Raw genomic sequence first — 21,699 nt, forward strand, 5'->3', positions numbered from 1 at the left:
AGCTGGCAGCACAAGAAAACCCATACCCGGCACCCCAGGAGACCTCCCGCATGAGCAACGCCAGCAAGCCCTTCGACTTCAGCCAGTTCGTTCCCGGATTCGATTTCCTGAAAAACCTCGCCGGCGGCGCGGCCTCGGGCAACGGTTCGGTGCCGGGCATCCCGAGCCTGGCGAGCTGGGTGGCGCCCACGCTGAGCGTGGAGGAGGTCGACAAGCGCATCCAGGAACTCAAGACGGTGCAGTACTGGCTGGAGCAGAACGGCCATGCTCTGAAGGCCACCATCCAGGCGCTGGAAGTGCAGAAGATGACGCTGTCGACCTTGCGCGGCATGAATGTGCGCATGGAAGACATCGCCAGCGCTTTCACCCGGCAGGCGACCGCCGCCGCGGCTGCCGTAACGCCCGCTCCCGCCAAGGCCGCGCCGGAGCCCGAACCCGAGGACATCGAGGACGAGGAGGCGCCCGAGGAGGAAGTCGAAGAAGCCGCTCCCCCGCCCAAGAAGGCCAGCCGCAAGCCGGCCGCCTCCAGGGCGAAAGCCGCGGCCGCCCAGGGCGCTGGCGTGGTCGACCCGATGCAGTGGTGGGGCTCGCTGACCGAGCAGTTCCAGCAGATCGCCAGCACGGCGCTGCAGGATGCGGCCCAGCTGAAGGTGCCGGCCATGGCCCAGCCGCTGGCCGATGCGGTCGGCTCGGTCATCGGCAGCAAGCCGGCGGCGGCCCGCAAGCCCGCCCCTGCAGCAAAGAAGGCTGTGGCACCGGCCGCGAAGAAGAAGGCGTCGACCGCCGCGCGCAAGCGAACCTCCGCGCGACGCTGACGTCCTGCACACATCCATCTATTTCAGAACGGGTTGGCACGCATCATGAAATTGTTTCCCTCCGGCCATGCCACCCATCCGCAATGGCGAATGGCGGCGGGCCTCGTGCTCGCCCAGCTGCGGGCGCAGATGGCGCTGCCCGACTACGCCTCCGCGCCCACGCTCGGGCTGCTCTACATCACCGACCACTACGCGAACGACGCGCAGGACATCCTCGATCACCTGAGCGCCGAACTGCCCGAGGTGACCGACTGGTCCGGCACGGTCGGCATCGGCGTGTCGGCCAACAACGCCGAGTACTTCGACGAACCCGGCATGACGCTGATGCTCTGCGCCCTGCCGAGCGACCAGTACCGCGTGTTCTCCGGCGTCGCGCCTTTGGGCAATTCGGAAATGAGCGGCTTCGAGGCGCACACGGCGCTGGTGCACGCCGACCCCGCCACGCCCGACCTGGCCGAGCTGATCGGGGAAATGGCCGGGCGCACCGACACCGGCTACCTGTTCGGCGGACTCTCGTCGGGACGCGGCGGCGCGCTGCAGTTCGCGGTCGGCGGCAACGGCAACATCCGCGGCCACGGTGCCGCCGGCGGCGTGTTCTCGGGCGGGCTCTCGGGCGTGGTCTTCGGCGAGGGCGTGCGGCTGGTGTCGCGCGTCACCCAGGGCTGCCAGCCGCTGCGCTCGGGCGCGGTGCGCGAACGCGAGATCACCGAGGCCGACGGCAACCTGCTGCTCAAGCTCGACGGCGAGCCCGCCCTCGACGTGCTGCTGGCCGACCTGCAGGTGTCGCTCGAACGTCCGCAGGAGGCCATCGACGCGGTGCGCAACACGCTGGTCGGCTTGGCCGATGCGGGCAGCGACGGCATCCGCCGCACCGGCGACCTGGGCGCCGACGTGCTCGTGCGCCACATCATCGGACTCGACCCCACGCGGCGCGGCATCGCCATCGCCGACACCGCGGAGGCCGGCATGCGCCTGACCTTCTGCCGCCGCAACGCCCAGGCCGCGCGCGCCGACCTGATGCGCATCTGCGCGGAGATCCGCGAGGAACTGGAGCCCGAGGAACAGACGCTGGCCACCGCGCGCGCCGTGGCGGCAGGTGAGGCCGAAGCCGCGCCGCATCCGGCGCGCCGCATCGCTGGGGCCGTGTACGTGAGCTGCTCCGGCCGCGGCGGCCCGCACTTCGGCGCGCCGGGGGCGGAGCTGCAGATCGTGCGCCACGCGCTGGGCGATGTGCCGCTGGTGGGCTTCTTCGCCGCGGGGGAGATCGCGCGGCACCATCTGTATGGGTATACGGGAGTGTTGACGGTTTTCACTGCGCCCGACTGACCCGGCGCCCGACGCGAAAAAGCGACGGGCGAGTTTTCGGCGGGAGGATGCGTCGCTAGAATCCGCCCGCTTTCTTGAATCTCTGCTGCTGCAAGAAAGAGCCAGCCGCGCATCGCGTCTCCCGCGAGCGCGGCCGATCTTTTTCGCCTCGCCACGCAAAGTGCGACGAGGCAGGAAACCGACATGGTTTCCCGAATGGAACAGCAGCCATGAGCGATCCTCGTTTCTCGAGACTCCAGCGTGCCTTCTCGCGCGCCGGCATTGCCGTCGACTACCGCGACGGCGTCTATCACCTGCACCATGAGGCCTCGCAGGCCACGGTGCTCCTGCCGCCCAGCCTTCCGCTGGAAGAGAAGGCGGTGAACCAGTTGCTGGCATTCGCCAGCGTGCGCTCGCCCAACGGTGGGAAGGGAGTGTGCAAGGCCTGCGCGACGCCCGACTTCCACCCGGGCTCCGTCGCGCCCGTCGGCAGCGTCGTCGCGACCGATCCCGACTTCGTCATTCCGGCGGCGGTGGGCACCGACATCAACTGCGGCATGCGGCTGCTGACCACCGGGCTCACGCTCGACCAGGTGGCTCCGCACAAGACGCGGCTGGTCGAGCGGCTCACGCGCAGCCTGCTCGACAACGGCCGCGACGTGCCGGTGCACACGGCGGCGTTCAGGGCGTTGTTCGACGTGGGCCCCTCGGCCTTCCTGGAGGCGGTGCGCAGCGGCGGGCTGTGGTCGTCGTGCGACCGCGACCGGATGCAGGCCGAGCTCGATGCCTGCATCGGCCTCGCAAACTTCGGCGGCAGTGCGCGGCACGCACCCGAGGCCTACACCGGCGGCCGCCACGAGGTGTTCCGCGACCCCTGCCTCGGCACACCGGGCAGCGGCAACCATTTCGTGGAGCTGCAGGTGGTCGACCATGTCCTGGACCGCCACGAGGCCTACCGTGCGGGCCTGAAGACAGGAGATGTGGTCGTGATGATCCACAGCGGCTCGCGCGACATCGGGTTCCATGTGGGTGGCCGCTGGATGGACCGTGCCCGCGACGAATGGCCCAAGGGCTTGCGCCATCCGAAGAGCGGTCTCTATGGTCTGGCGGGGCCGCTGGCCGACGAATACCTGGAGGCCATGGGCGTGGCGGCGCGCTACGCGTGGGCCAACCGGGTCGTGCTGGCCGAGCTGGTGCGGAAGGATTTCGCCGAACTGCTCGGCGCCGCGTCGTCGAAGCTGGTGGTGGACGTGCCGCACAACGTCGTGCTGCGGGAACACGGCATGAACATCCACCGCAAGGGAGCGACGCCGGCGAACGCGGGCGACTTGGCGCTCATTCCGGGCTCGATGGGCGACTACTCTTATCTGGCCTCCGGGCTCGGGCACGAGGACTGGCTCTGGTCGTGCAGCCACGGTGCCGGCCGACGGATGCGCCGGCAACAGGTGCGCGCGATGCGGCCAGCGCCCGCCGACCCCCAGGCCAGCTGGCAATGCGTGACCTTGCGCGAGGAGCGCCGGATCGAGGAGGCTCCGCAGGCCTACAAGCCGATCGGCGAGGTGATCGACGCACAGGAGCGCGCCGGGCTGATTCGATGCGCGGTGCGGCTCAGGCCCTGGATCACCTTCAAGGCGTGATCCGGGGCCTGCCGGCTCGTCAGCTCAGGGCGGGCTGCGGAACGCGCAGCTTGGGCGCAGGCATCCCCGTGAACGCGAAATCCACCTCCGGCTCCAGCCCGCTCACGATCCGCGCGATCGACTTGCCCGAGCCGCAGGCGTGCGTCCAGCCCAGGGTGCCGTGGCCGGTGTTCAGGAACAGGTTCGGCAGCTTCGTCTTGCCGATCAGCGGGACATTGCTCGGCGTGGCGGGGCGCAGGCCGGTCCAGAACTGGGCCTGGGTGGTGTCGCCGGCGCCGGGGAAGAGTTCTTCGACGCGGCGCACGATGGCCTCGCAGCGCACGCGGTTGAGGTCGCGGTCGTAGCCGTTGAGCTCGGCGGTGCCGGCGATGCGCAAGCGGTCGCCCGAAGCCGAGGTGTAGCGCGAGAAGACGAGCTTGAATTCGTCATCCGTCAGCGAGACCTGATGGGCCTTGGAGGCGTCCCTGACGGGCAGCGTCACCGAGTAGCCCTTGGCCGGGTAGATCGGCAGCCGGATGCCGAGGGGCGCGGCGTAGAGCGGGCTCAGCGAGCCCATCGCTAGCACGAAGGCGTCGCCGCGGATGCGCTGGAAGCGGCCTTCGCTGTCGGTGGCCTCGACGTGGTCGATGCTGCCGCCGGCCTCGCGCAGCGCGGTGACGGTGTGGCTCATCAGGAACTTCACGCCCGCGGCGGCGGCCAGCCCGACGAGTTCGCGCGCGAAGCGGTTGGCGTCGCCGGATTCGTCCTCGGCCGTGTAGGTGGCGCCGGCCAGCTTGGGGCGGATGTGGGCGAGGGCGGGCTCGATCTTCACGGCCTCGTCGGCCGAGATGACGCGGCGCTCGCAGCCCAGGGTGCGCATCTGCTCGGCGGGCTCGAGAGCACCGTCGAACTCCTTCTGCGTCGTGTAGAAGTGGAGGATGCCCTGGGTGCGCTGGTCGTAGCTGAGGCCGGTGTCGCGGCGCAACTGTTGCAACATCGAACGGCTGTATGTGCCCAGACGAACGATCTGTTCGATGTTGTGGCGGGTGCGCGCCGGCGTGCATTCGCGCAGGAACTGCAGGCCCCAGAGCCACTGACGCATGTCGGCGCGCATGCGGAAGAGCAGCGGGGCGTCTTCCTTGCCCAGCCATTGCAGCACCTTCAGCGGCGCGCTGGGGTTGGCCCAGGGTTCGGCATGGCTGACGGAGATCTGCCCGCCGTTGGCGAAGCTGGTTTCGGCGGCCGGGGTGGCCTGCCGGTCGATCACGGTCACTTCGTGGCCGAGTTGCTGGAGGTAGTAAGCCGAAGTCACGCCGAGCAGGCCGGCGCCGAGGACGATCACGCGCATTTCAAGTACCTTGAGGTTGCAGCGCTTGAACGGCGGGCGTGGATTGCTATTGAATGAATAGCAAAAACAACCGGACGACCGCAGTCCAAGTTGCCGCTCCCCCTGTCCTCGGTACCTGAGAGATTCACCCGCTGCGCCCGCAGAGGGTTTGCTCCTTCGGTGCGCCACATGGCGTGGCGGCTCTCCAGACGGCGTTTCAGTTGTTGCAGTACAGGCCCTTGCGAGGCCGACCTGAGCGTTTATGGGAGTTTGCGCCTTCGGTAGGGCCACCGGGTGGCCCGCTCTCCTGCAGTGGAGGCGATTGTAGGCGGAGCCTGCTCGGGCGCCAACCTCTGGATTCTCTCCCTTGGGCCAATGGGATAATCACCTGTTGATCTGCCGGACGGCGATCGTTCCACATAACTGCAGGGGACTTCATGATCCTGGTTACCGGCGGCGCCGGCTTCATTGGCGCCAACTTCGTACTCGACTGGATCGCGAACAGCGACGAGCCCGTCGTTAATCTCGACAAGCTGACCTACGCCGGCAACCTCGAGACCCTCGCGTCTCTCAAGGGCAACCCCAAGCACATCTTCGTGCAGGGCGACATCGGCGACAGCGCCCTGATCGACCGCCTGCTCGCCGAGCACAAGCCCCGCGCCGTGGTCAACTTCGCCGCCGAGTCGCATGTGGACCGCTCGATCCACGGCCCCGAGGACTTCGTGCAGACCAACGTGCTCGGCACCTTCCGCCTGCTTGAATCGGTGCGCGGCTTCTGGGGCGCACTGCCGGCCGAGCAGAAGTCGGCCTTCCGCTTCCTGCACGTCTCGACCGACGAGGTCTACGGTTCGCTCTCCAAGACCGACCCGGCCTTCACCGAAGAGAACAAGTACGAGCCCAACAGCCCCTATTCGGCCAGCAAGGCCGCCAGCGACCACCTCGTGCGCGCCTGGCACCACACCTACGGCCTGCCGGTGCTCACCACCAACTGCTCGAACAACTACGGCCCGTTCCATTTCCCCGAGAAGCTGATCCCGCTGATGATCGTCAACGCGCTGGCCGGCAAGAACCTGCCCGTGTACGGCGACGGCATGCAGGTGCGCGACTGGCTCTACGTGAAGGACCACTGCAGCGCCATCCGCCGCGTTCTCGAAGCCGGCAAGCTCGGCGAGACCTACAACGTCGGCGGCTGGAACGAGAAGCCCAACATCGAGATCGTCAACACAGTCTGCGCCCTGCTCGACGAACTGCGCCCCCGCGCCGACGGCAAGCCGTACAAGGAACAGATCACCTACGTCACCGACCGTCCCGGCCACGACCGCCGCTACGCCATCGACGCGCGCAAGCTCGAGCGCGAACTCGGCTGGAAGCCCGCCGAAACCTTCGACACCGGCATCCGCAAGACCGTCGAGTGGTATCTCGCGAACAGCGAATGGGTGCGCAACGTGCAAAGCGGCGCGTACCGCGAATGGGTCGAGAAGCAGTACGACAACAACGCGAAGGCCGTGGCATGAAGCTGCTGCTGCTGGGCAAGGGCGGCCAGGTCGGCTGGGAACTGCAGCGCAGCCTGGCGCCGCTCGGTGAACTGGTCGCGCTCGACTTCGACAGCACCGATTTCCATGCGGATTTCTGCCGGCCCGAGGAACTCGCCGACACGGTGCTCAAGGTGCGCCCCGACGTGATCGTCAATGCAGCGGCACACACCGCCGTCGACAAGGCCGAGAGCGAACCCGAGTTAGCGCGCAAGCTCAACGCCACGTCGCCCGGCGTGGTGGCCGAGGCGGCCCAGAAGATCGGCGCGCTGATGGTCCACTACTCGACCGACTACGTCTTCGATGGCAGCGGCACCATGCCGTGGAAGGAAGGCGATGCGACCGGCCCCCTCAGCGTGTACGGCAGCACCAAGCTCGAAGGCGAACAACTGGTGGCCCGGCACTGCGCCAGGCACCTGATCTTCCGCACCAGCTGGGTGTACGCCGCGCGCGGCGGCAACTTCGCCAAGACCATGCTGCGCTTGGCGAAGGAGCGCGACAAGCTGACTGTCATCGACGACCAGTTCGGTGCGCCCACCGGCGCGGAGCTATTGGCCGACGTCACGGCGCACGCTATCCGCGCGACGCTGCAGGAGCCCTCCAAGGTCGGCCTCTATCACGCGATCGCCGGCGGCGAAACGACGTGGTACGGCTACGCGCGCTTCGTGCTCGAAATGGCGCAGCAGGCCGGCGTCGAACTCAAGGCCGGGCCCGACGCCGTCGAGCCCGTGCCGACCAGCGCATTCCCGACGCCCGCGAAGCGCCCGCACAACTCGCGCCTCGATACCAGCAAGCTGCAGACCACGTTCGGCCTGCGCCTGCCCCCATGGCAGGAAGGCGTCGCGCGCATGCTGCGCGAGATCCTTTGAAGAATCCCACGAGAAGAAAGAGCATGACCAAGACGACGCAACGCAAGGGCATCATCCTGGCCGGTGGTTCGGGCACGCGCCTGCATCCGGCCACGCTGGCGATGAGCAAGCAACTCCTGCCCGTGTACGACAAGCCGATGATCTACTACCCGCTCACCACCTTGATGCTCGGCGGCATGCGCGACATCCTGATCATCAGCACGCCGCAGGACACACCGCGCTTCCAGCAACTGCTAGGGGATGGCAGCCAGTGGGGTATCAACCTGCAGTACGCAGTGCAGCCGAGCCCGGACGGGCTCGCGCAAGCCTTCATCATCGGCGACGAGTTCGTCGGGAACTCGCCGAGTGCGCTGGTGCTGGGCGACAACATCTATTACGGGCACGACTTCGTGCACCTGCTGGCCGATGCGGATGCGAAGACTTCCGGTGCCACCGTGTTCGCCTATCACGTCCAGGATCCGGAGCGCTACGGCGTCGTTGCGTTCGACGGCAATGGCAAGGCGAGCAGCATCGAAGAGAAGCCGCTGAAGCCCAAGAGCAGCTATGCGGTCACCGGTCTGTACTTCTATGACAACCAGGTGGTGGACATCGCGAAGGCGGTGAAGCCGAGCGCGCGCGGCGAGCTCGAGATCACCGCCGTCAACCAGGCGTACCTGGACCGCGATCAGCTCAATGTGCAGATCATGCAGCGCGGTTACGCTTGGCTCGATACCGGGACGCACGACAGCCTGCTGGAAGCGGGGCAGTTCATTGCGACGCTGGAGCATCGGCAGGGGTTGAAGATTGCGTGTCCGGAAGAGATCGCGTGGCGCAATGGGTTCATCACGGGCGAACAGCTCGAGAAGCTTGCGGCACCGTTGGCCAAGAGTGGGTACGGAAAGTACCTGAAGCATCTACTCGGTGAGGAGGTCCGTTCGTGAAGGCGATACCGACCGCGATTCCTGATGTGCTGGTCATCGAGCCGAAGGTTTTCGGCGATGCACGAGGTTTCTTCTACGAGAGTTTCAACGGCAAGGCCTTCGACGAGGCTGTGGGTCGGCATGTCGAGTTCGTCCAGGACAATCACTCGCGTTCGGCCAAGGGTGTCTTGCGCGGATTGCACTATCAGCTGGCGCAAACACAGGGCAAGCTGGTGCGCGTAGCGCGTGGCGCCGTGTTCGACGTGGCCGTGGACATTCGCCGCTCCTCATCGACTTTCGGCCAGTGGGTGGGCGTCGAACTCACGGAAGACAACCACAAGCAATTGTGGGTGCCCGAAGGTTTTGCGCACGGTTTCCTGGTACTTAGCGAATCAGCGGATTTCCTCTACAAGACTACTGACTACTACGCGCCCGCGCACGAACGGGCCATCCGATGGGACGACAAGACCATAGGTATCCGGTGGCCCGATATCGGGATTGCACCGATCCTCTCCGCGAAGGATCTGGCGGGGCATTCGATAGACCAGGCGGAGCTTTTCGAGAACTGATGTCCTTGCCGCGCGTTGCATGCTGATTGAATGAGCTTGTTGATGGGGAATGAACAAAAAAATGACTGATATGGCGGAATTTGAGAAAGATTTACGTGGCCGCCGGGTTTTTGTGACGGGCCACACCGGTTTCACGGGTGGATGGGCCTGCCTGTGGCTGCAGTCGATCGGGGCTATCGTCGAAGGCTATTCGCTGCCGCCGGAGACAACGCCCTCGCTGTTTGCCGCAGCCGGGCTTGAGAAAGATGTGCCGGGTACGCTGGGCGACATCGTCGACTACGAACGGCTCCTCGCCGCGATGCAGGCTTTCAAACCCGAGCTGGTCCTTCACCTCGCCGCGCAACCGCTGGTGCGTCGTTCGTATCGCGAGCCGCTGAGGACGTTCCTGGTCAACGCTCAGGGCACAGCGCATGTGCTTGAAGCGGCCCGTGTCACGGGCGGTGTGCGTGGCGTGGTCTGCGTGACCACGGACAAGGTTTATCGCAACAACGAGTGGCCGTGGCCCTATCGGGAGAACGACCCGCTGGGAGGCAAGGACCCCTATAGCGCTTCGAAGGCTTCCGCCGAGATGGTGATCCAGAGCTATGCCGCGTCCTACCCCTTCGCCGAGGGCAAGGGGCCTGCGATCGCCACGGCGCGTGGCGGCAACATAGTCGGCGGTGGCGACTGGTCCGAGGATCGGCTCATTCCCGATTTCGTTCGCAGCGTCGTGAGCGCGACGCCGCTCACGCTGCGCTACCCGCAGGCCACGAGGCCATGGCAGCACGTATTGGCGCTTGTCCATGGCTATCTGCTGTTGATGTCCAAGCTGATCGGCCCGAATCCACAGGACGTCGCGCGGGCCTGGAACCTCGGGCCGCACGATCCGAAGCAGTATTCGGTACGCGAAGTCCTGGAGTTGATGAGCGATGAGTGGCAGCGTCCGCCGCTCGAGTTCATGGACAACCCGCTTCCCGAAGCCGGTGCGTTGGCGCTCGATAGTTCGCTTGCCCATAACCTCCTTGGCTGGGTGCCGGCATGGGACACGCATCGCGTGGTGCGGGAGACGGCCGCCTGGTACCGCAAGTACTACGAAGCACCACACGCCGCGAAAGACATCACTCTCGCTCAGATCGATGCCTGGCGCGGGGACATTCGCGAATGATGTATCTCGTCGGTGGGCGAGGACGCCTGGGGCAGGCGGTCTGCGCGTCCCGGCCGTCTGGTGAGTCCACGTTGCTGGATCGCACTGTCTATGAAGGCTGGTGGCGGCCTGGGGCCGCCGATCTGGTGGAGCGGTTCTTCAGTGCGGTTCCGTCGAAGTCGGTGGTGCTGGTCTCCGCGGGACTGCTGGACCCGGCGCTGTCCGCAACCGAGCATCGCCAGGTTAACGTCGATCTGCCCAAGCGGATCATCGAGGGCGCATGCAGGGCGGGCATGCGTGTCGTGACATGCGGCACCGTGATGGAGCGATTGACTCGGCATCCGAACCCGTACATCGCAAGCAAGGCAGAACTGGGATTGTTTGCGCAAGAGCGCGCGACAGCCGGTGACGACGTGCTGCATCTGCAAATCCATACGCTCTATGGCGGCGGGGCGCCTGCACCATTCATGTTTCTGGGGCAACTCTTTGATGCATTGCGTCACGATCACCCTTTCGAGATGTCGCCGGGCCGGCAATTGCGCGAGTACCATCATGTCGAAGACGAGGCGGCTGCCTTGAATGCCTTGCTCGATGCGGGTGTGACGGGCGTGGTGCCGTTGAGCCATGGCGCGCCGGTTACGCTGGCCGAGCTGGCCACTCATGTATTCGATGCCGTGGGCCGGCCGGATCTGTTACGCATCGGAGCACGCCCCGAGCCACCCGATGACAACTACGCCACGATCCTGCCGAGGCCGCGATTGCTCGAACAGGTCGATTTCCGGCCGGCATTGCAGGGCGTGGCAGCCTATGTTCAGGCCCAACTATCAGAATTGCAGAAGAAGCAAGCATGAACGGAGGTAATCATTTGTCCGCAACGAGACCTCTCGTGTCCATTGCCATTCCGGTCCTCAACGAGGCGGGCAACCTCGAGGCTTTGTACGCCCGATTGGTCGTTCTCGGGGAGCGCATGGCCGACCGATGCGACCTCGAGTTCGTCTTCACCGACAACCACTCGGAAGACGACACCTGGCCAATGCTTGCGAAACTGGCTGAAAAGGACAGTCGCGTACGGGCATTGAGGTTTTCGCGCAATTTCGGATTCCAGAGTTCGATCCTCGCCAACTACCTGCACGCGCGTGGCGATGCTGTCATGCAGATCGACGCCGACCTGCAGGATCCCCCTGAGATGCTGGAGGAGTTCTTCGCACTCTGGCAGCAGGGGTTCCATGTGATCTATGGCATCCGGCGCAAGCGGCGCGAGGGCATGCTGATGAACCTGATCCGCAAATGCGGCTACTGGGTCATCGACAGGGTCAGCGAGCATCCAATTCCTCGCGATGCAGGGGACTTCCGCCTGGTCGATCGCGCGGTGATCGAGGCCATAGCGAAATCGCGCACCAGCAATCCCTACCTTCGCGGGATGATCGCCGGCATGGGCTTCAACCAGACCGGCATTGCGTACGATCGCGATGCGCGCACTGTCGGTGAGAGCAAGTTCAACGTCATGCGCTTGATGCGCCTGGGGTTGACGGCCGTCTTCAATCATTCGACGGTGCCGCTTCGGATGGCGTCCTTCCTGGGCGTCGTCATCCTTCTCGGATGCCTTGCGGCATCGGTGTATTACATTGCCCTGAGGTTGCTGCAACCAGACCTTCCCCGCGGATTCGTCAGCATCCAGTTGCTGGTCCTTTTTGGCATCGGACTCAACGCGTTCCTGCTCGGGATCATCGGCGAGTACATCCTGCGGATCTATCGCATCCTCCGCGCGGACCCGATCGCCATCGTCGAGCGCAGCCTTAACATGCAACCCAACGATCTCAAGCTTTAAGAACAGATACCCATATGAAAGCAGTCATCCTCGCGGGCGGTCTCGGCACTCGCATTGCAGAAGAATCCGACACCAAGCCGAAGCCGATGGTCGAAATTGGCGGGCGGCCGCTGCTTTGGCACATCATGAAGATCTATGCGCACCACGGCATCAAGGATTTCGTGGTGTGCCTTGGCTACAAAGGCTATGTGATCAAGGAGTTCTTCTTCAACTACTACCGGCACATGTCGGACATGAGCATTGACCTGCGCAACGGCGATCACCAGATCCTCAACAGCCAGGCCGAAGACTGGCGCATCACGCTCGTCGATACCGGTGCGGAAACGATGACCGGCGGTCGCCTCAAGCGGGTTGCGAAGTACCTCGACAACGAGACCTTCTGCTTGACTTATGGCGACGGACTCTCCGATGTTGACATCGGCGCAGAGGTCGAGTTCCACAAACGCCATGGCAAGCTCGCGACGGTGCTGGCGGTGCAACCTCCCGGGCGCTTTGGTGTCCTGAACATCGACGCCGATCAAAAGGTGTCGAGCTTCGAGGAAAAGCCCAGCGATGAAATCGGCTGGATCAATGGCGGCTTCTTCGTCTTGGAACCCAAGGCCATTGATTACGTTGCCGACGACACCACTTCGTGGGAGCGTGCTCCGCTCATGAACATCGCTCGCGATGGTGAACTGGCCGGTTTCCAGCATCACGGATTCTGGCAACCTTGCGATACGCTGCGCGACAAGCGCGAACTCGAAGCCCTCTGGCACAGCGGCAAGGCGCCCTGGCGCACCTGGGAGTGAAGCAACTCCTTCGATTCGCGGCCGTCGGTGTACTGAACACCGCGGTCGGGTACGCCGTGATCTTCGCCTGCATGTATCTGGCAGGCTTAAGCCCGGTAGCCAGCAACGTCGTTGGCTATGCCTGCGGTCTGGTGGTTTCCTATACCCTCAACAGGACGTTCACGTTCCGCAGCGTTGCGGGCAAGAAGCGGGAGATCGTCCGTTTCCTGTCGATCTTCATGGTGGCCTATCTGGCCAACATTGGAGCACTGATGCTTTTGATCGACCACGTGGGCATGCACAAGGGGTGGGCGCAACTGGTGGCAGGGGCGGTCTACACCGGGCTCTTCTACCTGTTGAGCAAGTACTACGTTTTCGCCGAATCGCATTCGCGGGCAGCTGGCCGTTGAGGGTTGCCCCGAAGCTAAAGAGAGCAAAGATCCCATCGGATGATAGTAGAGAAAAACAGATATTCGTTCTTCAATCGCGCATGTGTCTTGCTGCTGCCGTCGCTTGCCATTGTGCTTGCGTTGTGGCTTCCCTTTGGGTTCTCCATGGGAGGGCTGGTTGAAGAGTGGGATCTGCTCGGCCTGTTCACGGAACATGGCCCGTTTCTCATGGTGCATCTCGATGGCCCACTGCCTGCGCACGCCATCCGGCCGCTCATGCCGTTGAGCTTTGCGCTCTCCTATCTTGCCGACCGTGACTCGTTCGATGTCTGGCATTGGCTGACGATCGCATCGCTTCTGGCAAAGGGCGGTGCAATGAGCTATCTGGTAAGCCGAGCCACGGGTTCACGCGGCTGGGGTGTCGTGGCTGCGGCGTTGCTGATCCTGTACCCCGCCGACACGATGCAGATGTCGCTGCGCAGCATCCACATCAACATCGCGATCGCGCTGATGCTTACAGGGAGCACTTTGCTTGTGGTCGCTTTCGAGACGCGCGGCTTGTTCCGCGCCGTCGTCGCAGCCCTTGCCGCGGCGTTCCTCTATCTTGTGAGCCTTGGCATCTATGAGGCCGGACTGGTGCTGATTGCATTGCCCCTGGCCGTGCCGTTCGCGCGTTACGGATTGAACAGGTTTCTGCACTTTCGCAGGCGTGAACTGGGACTGGCTGCGATCTGGATCGCCAGCGTCTGCCTGTATCTGGCATATGCTGCCTGGGCCTCGCACAAGGTCGCCAGCTATCAGGCCCAGGTGACTGGCGGGGGTAATGGACCGTTGGCCACAGCGATTGCGGCGCTGCCAAAGCTGTTCACGATCGGCGGCCTGCGCGCCCTCGTGGGGGGCTGGGTCGATGCGTGGCACATGGTTGCCACTGAGTACACGAGTTATCTGTACCTGGGATGTGCTGCTGCCGCGATTGCTGCCGTTGCACTTGTTGCCGTTACCATGGGGCGGGGCAGAAGTTCGGTGATGGGAGACGATGATTTCTCATCCTGGCGGGTGCCTTTGCGGCTGGTGTTGGCTGGTCTCGTGCTGATGCTTGCAGGCTATGCGCCCTTTCTCACTTCGCCGTATCACATCATCGTGAGCCAGCGGACTTTTCTGTGGGCCACTCCCGGTGCGGCGATGGCCTGGACAGGACTGCTCATGCTGGTGTGGCATTGGGCACGCATTCCAGCCGTTGCCACGGCGTGTTTGCTGCTCGTGCTTGGCTTCGGTGCCCAGCTTTTCCAGTTTCATCACTACACTGAGTTGATGCAGCGACAGCGTGCCGTGTTGCGAGACATCGTCGAAGCCGCCGATGTGCCGGCAGGCAAGTCCGTGTTGGTTCTCGACGGAAGCAGCCAGATTGGCCATTCGTGGTTTTTCGTGAATGGCGACATGGTGCGAAATGCGCTCAACTATCTGTATGGCCGGTCACTGGGAAAAGTCGAGGTTTGCCGATCGCCGAGCATGGAATGGGAGCGTGCCGATCAATTCGGGCGCAAGGGGCGTTGCATAAGGAATGATGCCGGATGGACTTTCGAGTACGCGCCTTCCGTGAGTGGGCCCGGCAGTCCGCCTTCGACAGTAGAAGCACCCAAGCATTTTTCAAAGAACGACACCGTGGTCGTCTCTGTTCGGGAAGACGGCGTGGCCGCTGCTTCGACGCAGGAGCAGTCTGAGCGCAAGCAGGAGCTGCAAACGGGCGATGATGTTGTTGCCCGCCGCTATCGGGGGGTGCTGTCGGCGCGTTCTTCAGATCGGTTCGCTCCGATGTTTCGCGATGAAGCTGTTGGAGCCAGCTATCGCTGGAGTTTCGGCGACTGGTGGAATCTCGACCTGCCAACGCGCGGCTCAGGCTGGCGTGAAGCGGAGTGGACGGTTCCAAACGGTTTGGAACAGTATGCGGCCGCATGGATGATGAACTCGACGGCGGACGTGCTCTTCGAATTGGCGCCTTCGGCGGGCGGCTATCGTGTTCAAGGAGTGTTCGATCAATTTGCCAGCGATGCCGTGCGTGAGCGCATGAGCCTGCGAATCAATGGCAAGCCGGTAGCGATGCGATGGGTATCCCCAGCCCGATTCGAAGCGGATGTCCCCTCCGGTGCACTGATTAGTGGCACGAATCGCATCGGCTTCGTGACCGAAACCGATGACAAGTACTTCGGTCTGGCGGGGCGGCTCGACTGGTTCGAGGTCACGCCCATGAGCGCCGCGAGAACCAGCCGCTGAACTGGCTGGGCGTCGCTGCCCATAAACAGCTCATCGCTGTACTTCGTACGTGGCGAGCATGCTTTGCAGGGTTTCCTGCAGGGACGGGGCCTCCAGCGGTATGCCGTTAGCCGATGCGACGCGATTGAGCTTGCCGGGGTCGCCGCACAGGCGATGGACCTCGTTAGGGCGGACAAAGCGCGGATCCACCTCGACTTTCATCCGATGCCCAGTCAGCTGCTCGAACGTCTCGATGACGTAGCGCAGTGTGTAGGGCCGACCGGTGCACACGTTGTACGCCTCGCCGGGTTCCCCGTGCGCAAGCAGCAGCAGGTAGGCTGCGCATACCAGCCGGATATCGTTGAATTCCCGCTCGACATCGAGATTGCCGAGTGACACAGACGGTGCTCGCGCGGCAAAGTGCTTGGCGAGCTTCGGGATCACGAAATTGGGATCCTGGCCCGGGCCCGTGTAGTTGAACGGGCGCGTGATGATCAGGTTCAGTCGACCGATGTACGTGCGTGCCATGTGCTCCATGGCCAGCTTGCTCATCGCATAGTGGTTGACCGGCGCAGGCGGCTGAGTTTCCTGCAATGGAGACTGGTCGCTATTCCCATAGATGTTCGCACTGCTCGCCAGCAGCACGCGCCGTGGCGGGCGCGGTAGCTGTACCAGTGCGTCGAGCAGGTTGGTCGTCCCGAGCACGTTCACGGAATAGAACGCCAGTTCGTCCGCATGGCCGACAAAGCTTATTGCTGCGAGATGAACCACAGCCTCGGGCTCGACGGTCATGACTTCATCGAGCACGGCGGCTTCGTCGGTCAGATCGGCGCGCGAGGCGACGACCACATGGCCTGCTGCATTGGCCTGCTTGGCAAAAGGGCGGCCGGTAAAGCCGTCCGCGCCCGTCAACAGGATCTTCAAAACGAGAAGCCTTGAGTATTTCGCCGCAGATCAGCCTCGACCATCATTTGGCACAGCTGCTCCAGCGTGGTGTGCGGTTCCCAGCCCAGCTTAGCCTTGGCGCGCGCGGGATTGCCAATGAGCAGTTCCACTTCGGCCGGACGATAGAACTTCGGGTTGATCCGCATCACGGTCTTGCCGGTCGCGGTGTCCACCGCGAGTTCATTCTCGGCCGAGCCCGTGAAGTCGACCTCGATGCCTGCGCCCTTGAAGGCCATCCGCACGAAATCGCGCACAGTCTCGGTGCGGTTGGTCGCCAGAACGAAAGTGTCGGGCTCGTCGGCTTGCAGCATCCGCCACATCCCTTCGACATACTCCTTGGCAAAGCCCCAGTCCCGCTTTGCGTCGAGATTGCCCAACTCCAGGACATCGAGCTGGCCGAGCTTGATCTTTGCCACCGAATCGGTGATTTTGCGAGTGACGAATTCGCGGCCTCGTAGCGGGCTCTCATGGTTGAAGAGGATGCCGCTGCTGCCGAAGATGCCGTAGCTTTCGCGGTAGTTCACCGTCATCCAGTGCGCGTAAAGCTTTGCCACACCATATGGGCTGCGTGGATAGAACGGCGTGTCCTCGATTTGGGGGATCGCCTGGACTTTGCCGAACATTTCGGAAGTCGAGGCTTGGTAGAAACGGATCTTCGGGTTGACGAGCCGGATGGCTTCCAGAAGGTGCAGCGCGCCGATGCCGGTGATCTGGGCAGTTGCCGCTGGCTGGTTGAAACTCACGCCCACAAAGCTCTGGGCCGCCAAGTTGTAGATTTCGTCCGGCTCTGCATCGCGAACGAGCGTGAGGGAGCTGCCGAGGTCGGTCAGGTCGTATTCGACCAGATGCAGATCGGGGTTCTTTTGGATTCCGAGTTCCTCGATGCGCCAGAAATTGACGGAACTGGTTCGGCGGTACGTCCCATAGACAACGTACCCTTTGCTCAGGAGCAACTCAGCCAAATAGGCGCCGTCCTGGCCCGTGATGCCGGTGACGATAGCGCGTTTCTTCATAAATATCCTTCCCGATAAACTTAACTTGTGACTTGGTGTGGATGGGTATTGTGCCGCGAGCCGCTGAGGGCAGTCCCGAGGCAGCGGCTTCAGCCGGCGGGGGGGAACTCCCAGAAGGCCGCTTCGATGAAGCGTCGGGCGCTCTGCCGCCAGTTGAGGTAGTGCAGGTCCTCCGAACGGATCTGCGTTCCCTCCTGCGCCCAAACCAGCCACTGGCGCACCGCGTCGGACAGTGCTTGTGCGTCGCCAGAGAAATAGAGAGCGCAGTCGCCGCAGACCTCGCGAAAGACCGGCAGATCTCGGGCGATCAGGGGCAACCCGCGCTGCGCGCCTTCGATCAAGGGCAGGCCGAAACCCTCGCCTTCCGAGGCGGTGATCAGGCAGGAGGAGGCCGAATAGACCAGTTCGAGGTATTCATCGCTCGCTTTCTCCACCCATATCAGTCGTTCTCCCTGCTCGGGATGCTTGCGCAACCGCTCCGCCAGTTCTTCAACCATCCAGCCTTGCTTGCCGACGATGACCAGATTGACGTTAAGGCCTTCCGCCCAGAGGTTTTCGAATGCATCCAGGGCAACCGAGTGACCCTTGCGAGGCTCGACGGTGCCGACCATCAGGAAACTTGTTCGTGCTGCGATCGAGCGCATCGCCGGGCCGGCACTCGGCGGAAGGCCTTTCGAGGCGACGGTGCTGAGGTCTGCGCCGAGTGGAAAGGACCGCACCTGCAATTCGTTTGAGCGATGAGGCGCATTGTCTGCCACCCATTCCTTCAGTTCGTTGGCGACGGCCTGCGAGATGCAAAGCGCGCCGTCGAATTCGGCAATCGTGCGAAGCCAGCGTGCGTGCAGGGCCGCGCTCCCTTCCGGGAAGCGATGCTTCATCAGGACAGGCAGAAGGTCGTAGACGACGAACTGGACGCGCACTCCAGCGTTGCGCATCTGGCGGAAATACGGTGCCTGGAAGTAGACGGGATCGTGCATCAGGTCCAGCCCGATGAAATGATCTCCTTCGCCGAAGCTGATTGGCGTGTCTTCGAGCGTGTCCTCGGGGCAGCCAAGGAACCTCAGGGTGTAGCGCCGTGCGTATCGATAGCCCAGCTGTTGGGCGTCCCCATATACGGGCTCTATACGAAAGCCTTCGGGCGGCGACTCGATCAGTTCGCGAAGCAGCGACTTCACGACTCGCTGAATACCAGTATGAAGATCCTGGTAGACCATGGACGACACATCGAGAAGCAACTGCTTTGCCGGTCTCGGGGAAGGGAAGTTGGTCGCAACCGCCGATGCAATCGCACTCTTCTCTTCGGCGTTCAATCCCGGCGCGATCTTTGCCAGCCTGGCGACCAAGGCGTCGCGCCCGTGGCTGTGACTGCGTGCAAATTGTTCGATGGCTTCGACGTACTGCTGGCCACAGCGCTGCGGCGAGTGATGCTCGTTGATGTACTGCCGGGCCCTTGCGCCGAGGGCCCGGCGGCCTTCGACGTCTTGCCAGAGGTGCTGCAATGCTTCGGTCAATTGGACGTCCGTGAACTCGTCCTCGAGCATGCAGAGACTGTCCTTGGGAAGCCAAGCCATCGCTCCATGTGCATTCGCGATCGTTGCGACACCGTGATTCATTGTGTCAAGGACGGCGGCGGACGTTTCGCCTCGTGACCTGCCGCGCAGTTGCACCGCGACGTCCGTTGCTCGCAGATAGCGGCGAAACGTCGCCTCGTCTGCCCAGCCGGTGATATGCACGTTGGGCAAAGGAAGCTCGCTGATCGCTGACCGGATGGCATCCCCATAGGCATCATGGCCGTTGTCTCCGACAAAGACCAGCCGGCAGCGGGGATCGGTTCCGAGCGGCGAGTTCTTCCATGCTCGCAAAAGACGGTCGTTCAGCTTCGTGATACCCAGCAGCCCGAATGCGCAGACCAGAAAGTCGTCTTCCGCTAAGCCCAGTGCGAGACGATCTTCTTCGCGCGATGCGGGATCATGGCTTTCGGCAGGTCGGCGCAGCAGAGGGATCAGCATGGTCTGCGGAGCGGATGTGGCTCCATACCAATGCCTCATCAACCCCAGGGAGTAGTTGGAATGAAAGATGATGCCTTGGGCTTGCCGGATGACCTCGAAGCTGCACGGATACTGCGAAACCACCGTGGAAACATCCCCGATCCGGCCGCGATCGGCCAGCGCCTTGTAGCCATGCGAGTCGTAGAGTGCGCGCTCAAGGCCCCGGTATCTGCCACAGAGAAATTCGAGGTGCCACTGTGCATCGCCGAGGAAGAAGTCATGCAGGACCACGGTGCCCGGCACCATCTCCAGCAGTTCGAACATGTACTCATGGAACTCGGAGTTTCCGATGTGATAAAGCACGCGGTCGTAGCTGTGGGCATGGGCGACCAAGTACGCGCCGTCGCGGACTGGAAAGGCCTGTGGTAGCTCTGGCGACTTCAGTCTCCGCGTATCGACGATGAGTTCCAGGTCATAGTGCTTCGCGAGTTCGGGCAGCAGTTCCGCGCTATAGTCCGCGATGCCGCTGCGTTGAGGTGGCAGTGGAGAGACATAGGCAAGCTTGGGTCGCTGTCCGGACGGTATCGGAAGCGATATGGCGTCGGAGGCCGCCTTCTCGATGTCCTCGACCGCGAGGCGGATCGCTTCTATCAGTTCGGTTGAGGCGACAGGAGCGCGCGCCACCAACGCTTCTTGCGGCAGCGCTCTGGCGGTCACGACCGGTATCGCGAGTTCGGTAGTCCGCTGGGGCGCTGTAGCTGAAGCCAAGGCATAGACGACATCGGGACGCAAGCGAGTGATGACGGCTTCACTCAAGTATTCCGACGCCTCGTAAGCCGCTGCAGTTTGCAGGCTTTCCATAGGCAGTGACTGCCAGACGTGAATGGACGTAGATGGAAGAATCTCGATGAGCTTGCTGCGTACTTCGTCAACGCTTTCGGAAAACCGTCCGTCGAGCAGTACATGGGTGTCGTGTTTTTCATGAAGTGCCTGCGCAAGCGCCTTCGAGAATGTCAACACCAACGCCCGTCGCGCATCAGAATCATCCGCTGCAGATTTCGAAATCCGAAGATCCAGCAACACCCGCATCAATTAACCCCCTTTTTTTTCTTACCGTGAACGTTTAACTGATTCCAGACCGAACGTGCGTCATCTGACAGCTCGTCGGAAGGTCTGTCTGGTGGTGCCGCTTTTGGAACGTGCGCCGGTTGAGGTTCGGCGGCCGGACGCATCCGAGCTAGCGCAAAGCTGCGCATGCGTAGATAGACAGCCCGCATCGGGGCATGAATGCCCAGTTTTCTCGCAACCTTCGAAATCCGCCTGACGATGGGACCTGGCCGCGGATGTCGCAAGAATGCCTTGATCGCCACAAGCCGCTCTCGCAGGCCCGCGCTGCGAACCGCAAATCCGCGCCTGTCCAGTTCCTGTAGCTTGTCCGCAGTCTGTACACCTTGTTGCTCCAGGATTGCAATCCTGGCTTCCAATGCAGCTGCCGTTGCCCTGGCTTGCCGGGCCTGTGCCTCGACAATTGCTAGCAGCTTGCGCAGCTGCCTCTCACGGGATTCTGCCCGGGCTTCCGCTTCGCTCAGTTGCTGCTGCACGACTGTGTGATGCTTGTCGTGCCGCCGAGCCAGTTCGGGGAGCGACAGACCATACTCTTTCGAAAATGCCTGATCTTGGGCATGTAGCGCCGCGAGCTCTCCGTTCTTCTGGGCCACCACTGCATAGTCAGGACTGACGCCCGCGAGGACCGAGATCAGCGATACAGGCGCGGCGCCATGCAGGGAAGCGGCTTCCTGGAGCCGCAGGATCTTTTGCCGCTGGAATCCCGCGTGTTCGACTACGAAAGCCAACAACTGAGAGGGAAGCGGCTTCACGTGCGAGGGATCCAGATAAAAGCTGGACGTGCCTACTTCCAGGTTCTCGGGATTTGGCGTTTCGAGAATGAGCAGCCCCCCCGGAACGAGGACGCGCAGGGCCTCTGCCACGATCGCCTGTAAGTCCTCGAAACGAATGTGTTCGACTACATGGAACGCCGAGACGAGGACCAGACTGTCCGAAGGTGTCTGCCTGAGGGTTGCAAGACCTTCCGAGCAGGCAACATCAAGGCCTCGTTCCCGGCAGGCTTCGAGCATGCCTTCGTCCAGATCGACGCCTCGCCCCTTCAGGCCAAGTTTGGAAAGCAGCTCAAGCCATTCGCCCCGGCCGCACCCGATGTCCAACGCGGAAGCGGGCGTTTTCAAATCTAATAAAGGCTGAACGAAGGGAACGTAGATTTCAAGCCGGGATCGAATGAGTTCGCGCGAGCCGCGGTATTTGTCTTCGAAGGCGCGATAAAAAAGGGCGCTCATTTGTCTTGTTGCCTTCTGGGTGGGGGATGCGTCGTTGTAATGCTGCAGCGGACATTGCCAACCTGAGGCAGGATTCGAGGCAGTTCCGATACAAAAAAGATACAAATTCTAGT

General features: G+C 63.0%; 18 protein-coding genes and 2 riboswitches. Of the genes, 13 read left to right on the top strand and 5 right to left on the bottom strand.

Features of this window, described 5'->3' with window-relative positions; genetic code table 11:
• Positions 1 to 50 precede the first annotated feature (50 nt).
• From ABL843_RS04030 to ABL843_RS04040, 3 genes are all read left to right on the top strand, one after another.
• Complete coding sequence (locus ABL843_RS04030; RefSeq protein ID WP_418119058.1) at positions 51 to 815, top strand: PhaM family polyhydroxyalkanoate granule multifunctional regulatory protein; 765 nt, start codon at positions 51 to 53, stop codon at positions 813 to 815.
• Between the two features lie 45 nt (positions 816 to 860).
• Positions 861 to 2,141, top strand: coding sequence for an FIST signal transduction protein (locus ABL843_RS04035; RefSeq protein WP_418119059.1), 1,281 nt, complete (start codon positions 861 to 863; stop codon positions 2,139 to 2,141).
• 209 nt (positions 2,142 to 2,350) lie between these two features.
• Positions 2,351 to 3,757, top strand: coding sequence for an RtcB family protein (locus ABL843_RS04040; RefSeq protein WP_418119060.1), 1,407 nt, complete (start codon positions 2,351 to 2,353; stop codon positions 3,755 to 3,757).
• Between the two features lie 19 nt (positions 3,758 to 3,776).
• Here the strand turns inward: ABL843_RS04040 and ABL843_RS04045 are convergent, their stop codons facing one another.
• Entirely contained in the window at positions 3,777 to 5,084 is a 1,308-nt protein-coding gene (locus tag ABL843_RS04045; protein ID WP_418119061.1) for a D-amino acid dehydrogenase, read from the bottom strand.
• A 92-nt stretch (positions 5,085 to 5,176) separates the two neighbouring features.
• Positions 5,177 to 5,282, bottom strand: a riboswitch (glycine riboswitch).
• Between the two features lie 3 nt (positions 5,283 to 5,285).
• Positions 5,286 to 5,383, bottom strand: a riboswitch (glycine riboswitch).
• 117 nt (positions 5,384 to 5,500) lie between these two features.
• Here ABL843_RS04045 and rfbB point away from each other — a divergent pair.
• Genes rfbB through ABL843_RS04095 form a run of 10 tightly spaced genes read left to right on the top strand, consistent with a single transcriptional unit; the run spans position 5,501 to position 15,310 of the window.
• Positions 5,501 to 6,577 carry a dTDP-glucose 4,6-dehydratase gene (rfbB, locus tag ABL843_RS04050; protein ID WP_418119062.1) on the top strand — a complete coding sequence of 359 codons (1,077 nt, stop codon included), beginning with the start codon at positions 5,501 to 5,503 and terminating at the stop codon, positions 6,575 to 6,577.
• Positions 6,574 to 7,464 carry a dTDP-4-dehydrorhamnose reductase gene (rfbD, locus tag ABL843_RS04055; RefSeq protein WP_418119063.1) on the top strand — a complete coding sequence of 297 codons (891 nt, stop codon included), beginning with the start codon at positions 6,574 to 6,576 and terminating at the stop codon, positions 7,462 to 7,464. Before rfbB ends, rfbD begins: the two co-directional genes overlap by 4 nt.
• A 23-nt stretch (positions 7,465 to 7,487) precedes the next feature.
• Entirely contained in the window at positions 7,488 to 8,384 is an 897-nt protein-coding gene (gene rfbA, locus ABL843_RS04060) for a glucose-1-phosphate thymidylyltransferase RfbA (protein WP_418119064.1), read from the top strand.
• On the top strand, positions 8,381 to 8,932 hold the full coding sequence (gene rfbC, locus ABL843_RS04065; RefSeq protein ID WP_418119065.1) for a dTDP-4-dehydrorhamnose 3,5-epimerase: 552 nt from the start codon (positions 8,381 to 8,383) through the stop codon (positions 8,930 to 8,932). The genes rfbA and rfbC overlap by 4 nt, the downstream gene beginning before the upstream one ends.
• Before the next feature lie 49 nt (positions 8,933 to 8,981).
• Positions 8,982 to 10,076 (top strand): CDP-glucose 4,6-dehydratase, encoded by a 1,095-nt coding sequence (gene rfbG, locus ABL843_RS04070; RefSeq protein WP_418119066.1) that lies wholly within the window; start codon positions 8,982 to 8,984, stop codon positions 10,074 to 10,076.
• Positions 10,076 to 10,906 carry an NAD-dependent epimerase/dehydratase family protein gene (locus tag ABL843_RS04075; RefSeq protein ID WP_418120434.1) on the top strand — a complete coding sequence of 277 codons (831 nt, stop codon included), beginning with the start codon at positions 10,076 to 10,078 and terminating at the stop codon, positions 10,904 to 10,906. Before rfbG ends, ABL843_RS04075 begins: the two co-directional genes overlap by 1 nt.
• A 35-nt stretch (positions 10,907 to 10,941) precedes the next feature.
• The gene (locus tag ABL843_RS04080) at positions 10,942 to 11,883 is read left to right on the top strand and encodes a glycosyltransferase family 2 protein (protein WP_418119067.1); all 942 of its coding nucleotides are present in this window, start codon (positions 10,942 to 10,944) and stop codon (positions 11,881 to 11,883) included.
• A gap of 14 nt (positions 11,884 to 11,897) precedes the next feature.
• Complete coding sequence (gene rfbF, locus ABL843_RS04085; RefSeq protein ID WP_418119068.1) at positions 11,898 to 12,671, top strand: glucose-1-phosphate cytidylyltransferase; 774 nt, start codon at positions 11,898 to 11,900, stop codon at positions 12,669 to 12,671.
• Positions 12,668 to 13,060: a GtrA family protein gene (locus ABL843_RS04090; RefSeq protein ID WP_418119069.1), complete on the top strand. Its 393-nt coding sequence runs from the start codon at positions 12,668 to 12,670 to the stop codon at positions 13,058 to 13,060. The genes rfbF and ABL843_RS04090 overlap by 4 nt, the downstream gene beginning before the upstream one ends.
• Before the next feature lie 39 nt (positions 13,061 to 13,099).
• The gene (locus ABL843_RS04095; protein WP_418119070.1) at positions 13,100 to 15,310 is read left to right on the top strand and encodes a hypothetical protein; all 2,211 of its coding nucleotides are present in this window, start codon (positions 13,100 to 13,102) and stop codon (positions 15,308 to 15,310) included.
• Positions 15,311 to 15,340: 30 nt separating this feature from the next.
• Here the strand turns inward: ABL843_RS04095 and ABL843_RS04100 are convergent, their stop codons facing one another.
• The 4 genes from ABL843_RS04100 to ABL843_RS04115 form a co-directional block, all read right to left on the bottom strand.
• Positions 15,341 to 16,213 carry a GDP-mannose 4,6-dehydratase gene (locus ABL843_RS04100; protein WP_418119071.1) on the bottom strand — a complete coding sequence of 291 codons (873 nt, stop codon included), beginning with the start codon at positions 16,211 to 16,213 and terminating at the stop codon, positions 15,341 to 15,343.
• On the bottom strand, positions 16,210 to 17,247 hold the full coding sequence (gene gmd, locus ABL843_RS04105) for a GDP-mannose 4,6-dehydratase (RefSeq protein WP_176667695.1): 1,038 nt from the start codon (positions 17,245 to 17,247) through the stop codon (positions 16,210 to 16,212). The genes ABL843_RS04100 and gmd overlap by 4 nt, the downstream gene beginning before the upstream one ends.
• An 89-nt stretch (positions 17,248 to 17,336) precedes the next feature.
• Entirely contained in the window at positions 17,337 to 20,324 is a 2,988-nt protein-coding gene (locus ABL843_RS04110) for a glycosyltransferase (RefSeq protein WP_418119072.1), read from the bottom strand.
• Positions 20,324 to 21,586, bottom strand: coding sequence for a class I SAM-dependent methyltransferase (locus ABL843_RS04115; RefSeq protein ID WP_418119073.1), 1,263 nt, complete (start codon positions 21,584 to 21,586; stop codon positions 20,324 to 20,326). Before ABL843_RS04115 ends, ABL843_RS04110 begins: the two co-directional genes overlap by 1 nt.
• Positions 21,587 to 21,699 lie beyond the last annotated feature (113 nt).

Source organism: Variovorax sp. 350MFTsu5.1 (assembly GCF_048302515.1).
Classification (GTDB): domain Bacteria; phylum Pseudomonadota; class Gammaproteobacteria; order Burkholderiales; family Burkholderiaceae_C; genus Variovorax; species Variovorax guangxiensis.

Excerpts from the sequence above, each read along its gene's own strand:
- rfbB (WP_418119062.1), top strand. The coding sequence starts at position 5,501 with ATGATCCTGGTTACCGGCGGCGCCGGCTTCATTGGCGCCAACTTCGTA.
- ABL843_RS04030 (WP_418119058.1), top strand. The coding sequence starts at position 51 with ATGAGCAACGCCAGCAAGCCCTTCGACTTCAGCCAGTTCGTTCCCGGA.
- ABL843_RS04045 (WP_418119061.1), bottom strand. The coding sequence starts at position 5,084 with ATGCGCGTGATCGTCCTCGGCGCCGGCCTGCTCGGCGTGACTTCGGCT.
- ABL843_RS04095 (WP_418119070.1), top strand. The coding sequence starts at position 13,100 with ATGATAGTAGAGAAAAACAGATATTCGTTCTTCAATCGCGCATGTGTC.
- ABL843_RS04115 (WP_418119073.1), bottom strand. The coding sequence starts at position 21,586 with ATGAGCGCCCTTTTTTATCGCGCCTTCGAAGACAAATACCGCGGCTCG.
- ABL843_RS04110 (WP_418119072.1), bottom strand. The coding sequence starts at position 20,324 with ATGCGGGTGTTGCTGGATCTTCGGATTTCGAAATCTGCAGCGGATGAT.
- rfbD (WP_418119063.1), top strand. The coding sequence starts at position 6,574 with ATGAAGCTGCTGCTGCTGGGCAAGGGCGGCCAGGTCGGCTGGGAACTG.
- rfbA (WP_418119064.1), top strand. The coding sequence starts at position 7,488 with ATGACCAAGACGACGCAACGCAAGGGCATCATCCTGGCCGGTGGTTCG.
- ABL843_RS04040 (WP_418119060.1), top strand. The coding sequence starts at position 2,351 with ATGAGCGATCCTCGTTTCTCGAGACTCCAGCGTGCCTTCTCGCGCGCC.
- rfbF (WP_418119068.1), top strand. The coding sequence starts at position 11,898 with ATGAAAGCAGTCATCCTCGCGGGCGGTCTCGGCACTCGCATTGCAGAA.
- gmd (WP_176667695.1), bottom strand. The coding sequence starts at position 17,247 with ATGAAGAAACGCGCTATCGTCACCGGCATCACGGGCCAGGACGGCGCC.
- ABL843_RS04035 (WP_418119059.1), top strand. The coding sequence starts at position 861 with ATGAAATTGTTTCCCTCCGGCCATGCCACCCATCCGCAATGGCGAATG.
- ABL843_RS04075 (WP_418120434.1), top strand. The coding sequence starts at position 10,076 with ATGTATCTCGTCGGTGGGCGAGGACGCCTGGGGCAGGCGGTCTGCGCG.
- rfbG (WP_418119066.1), top strand. The coding sequence starts at position 8,982 with ATGAACAAAAAAATGACTGATATGGCGGAATTTGAGAAAGATTTACGT.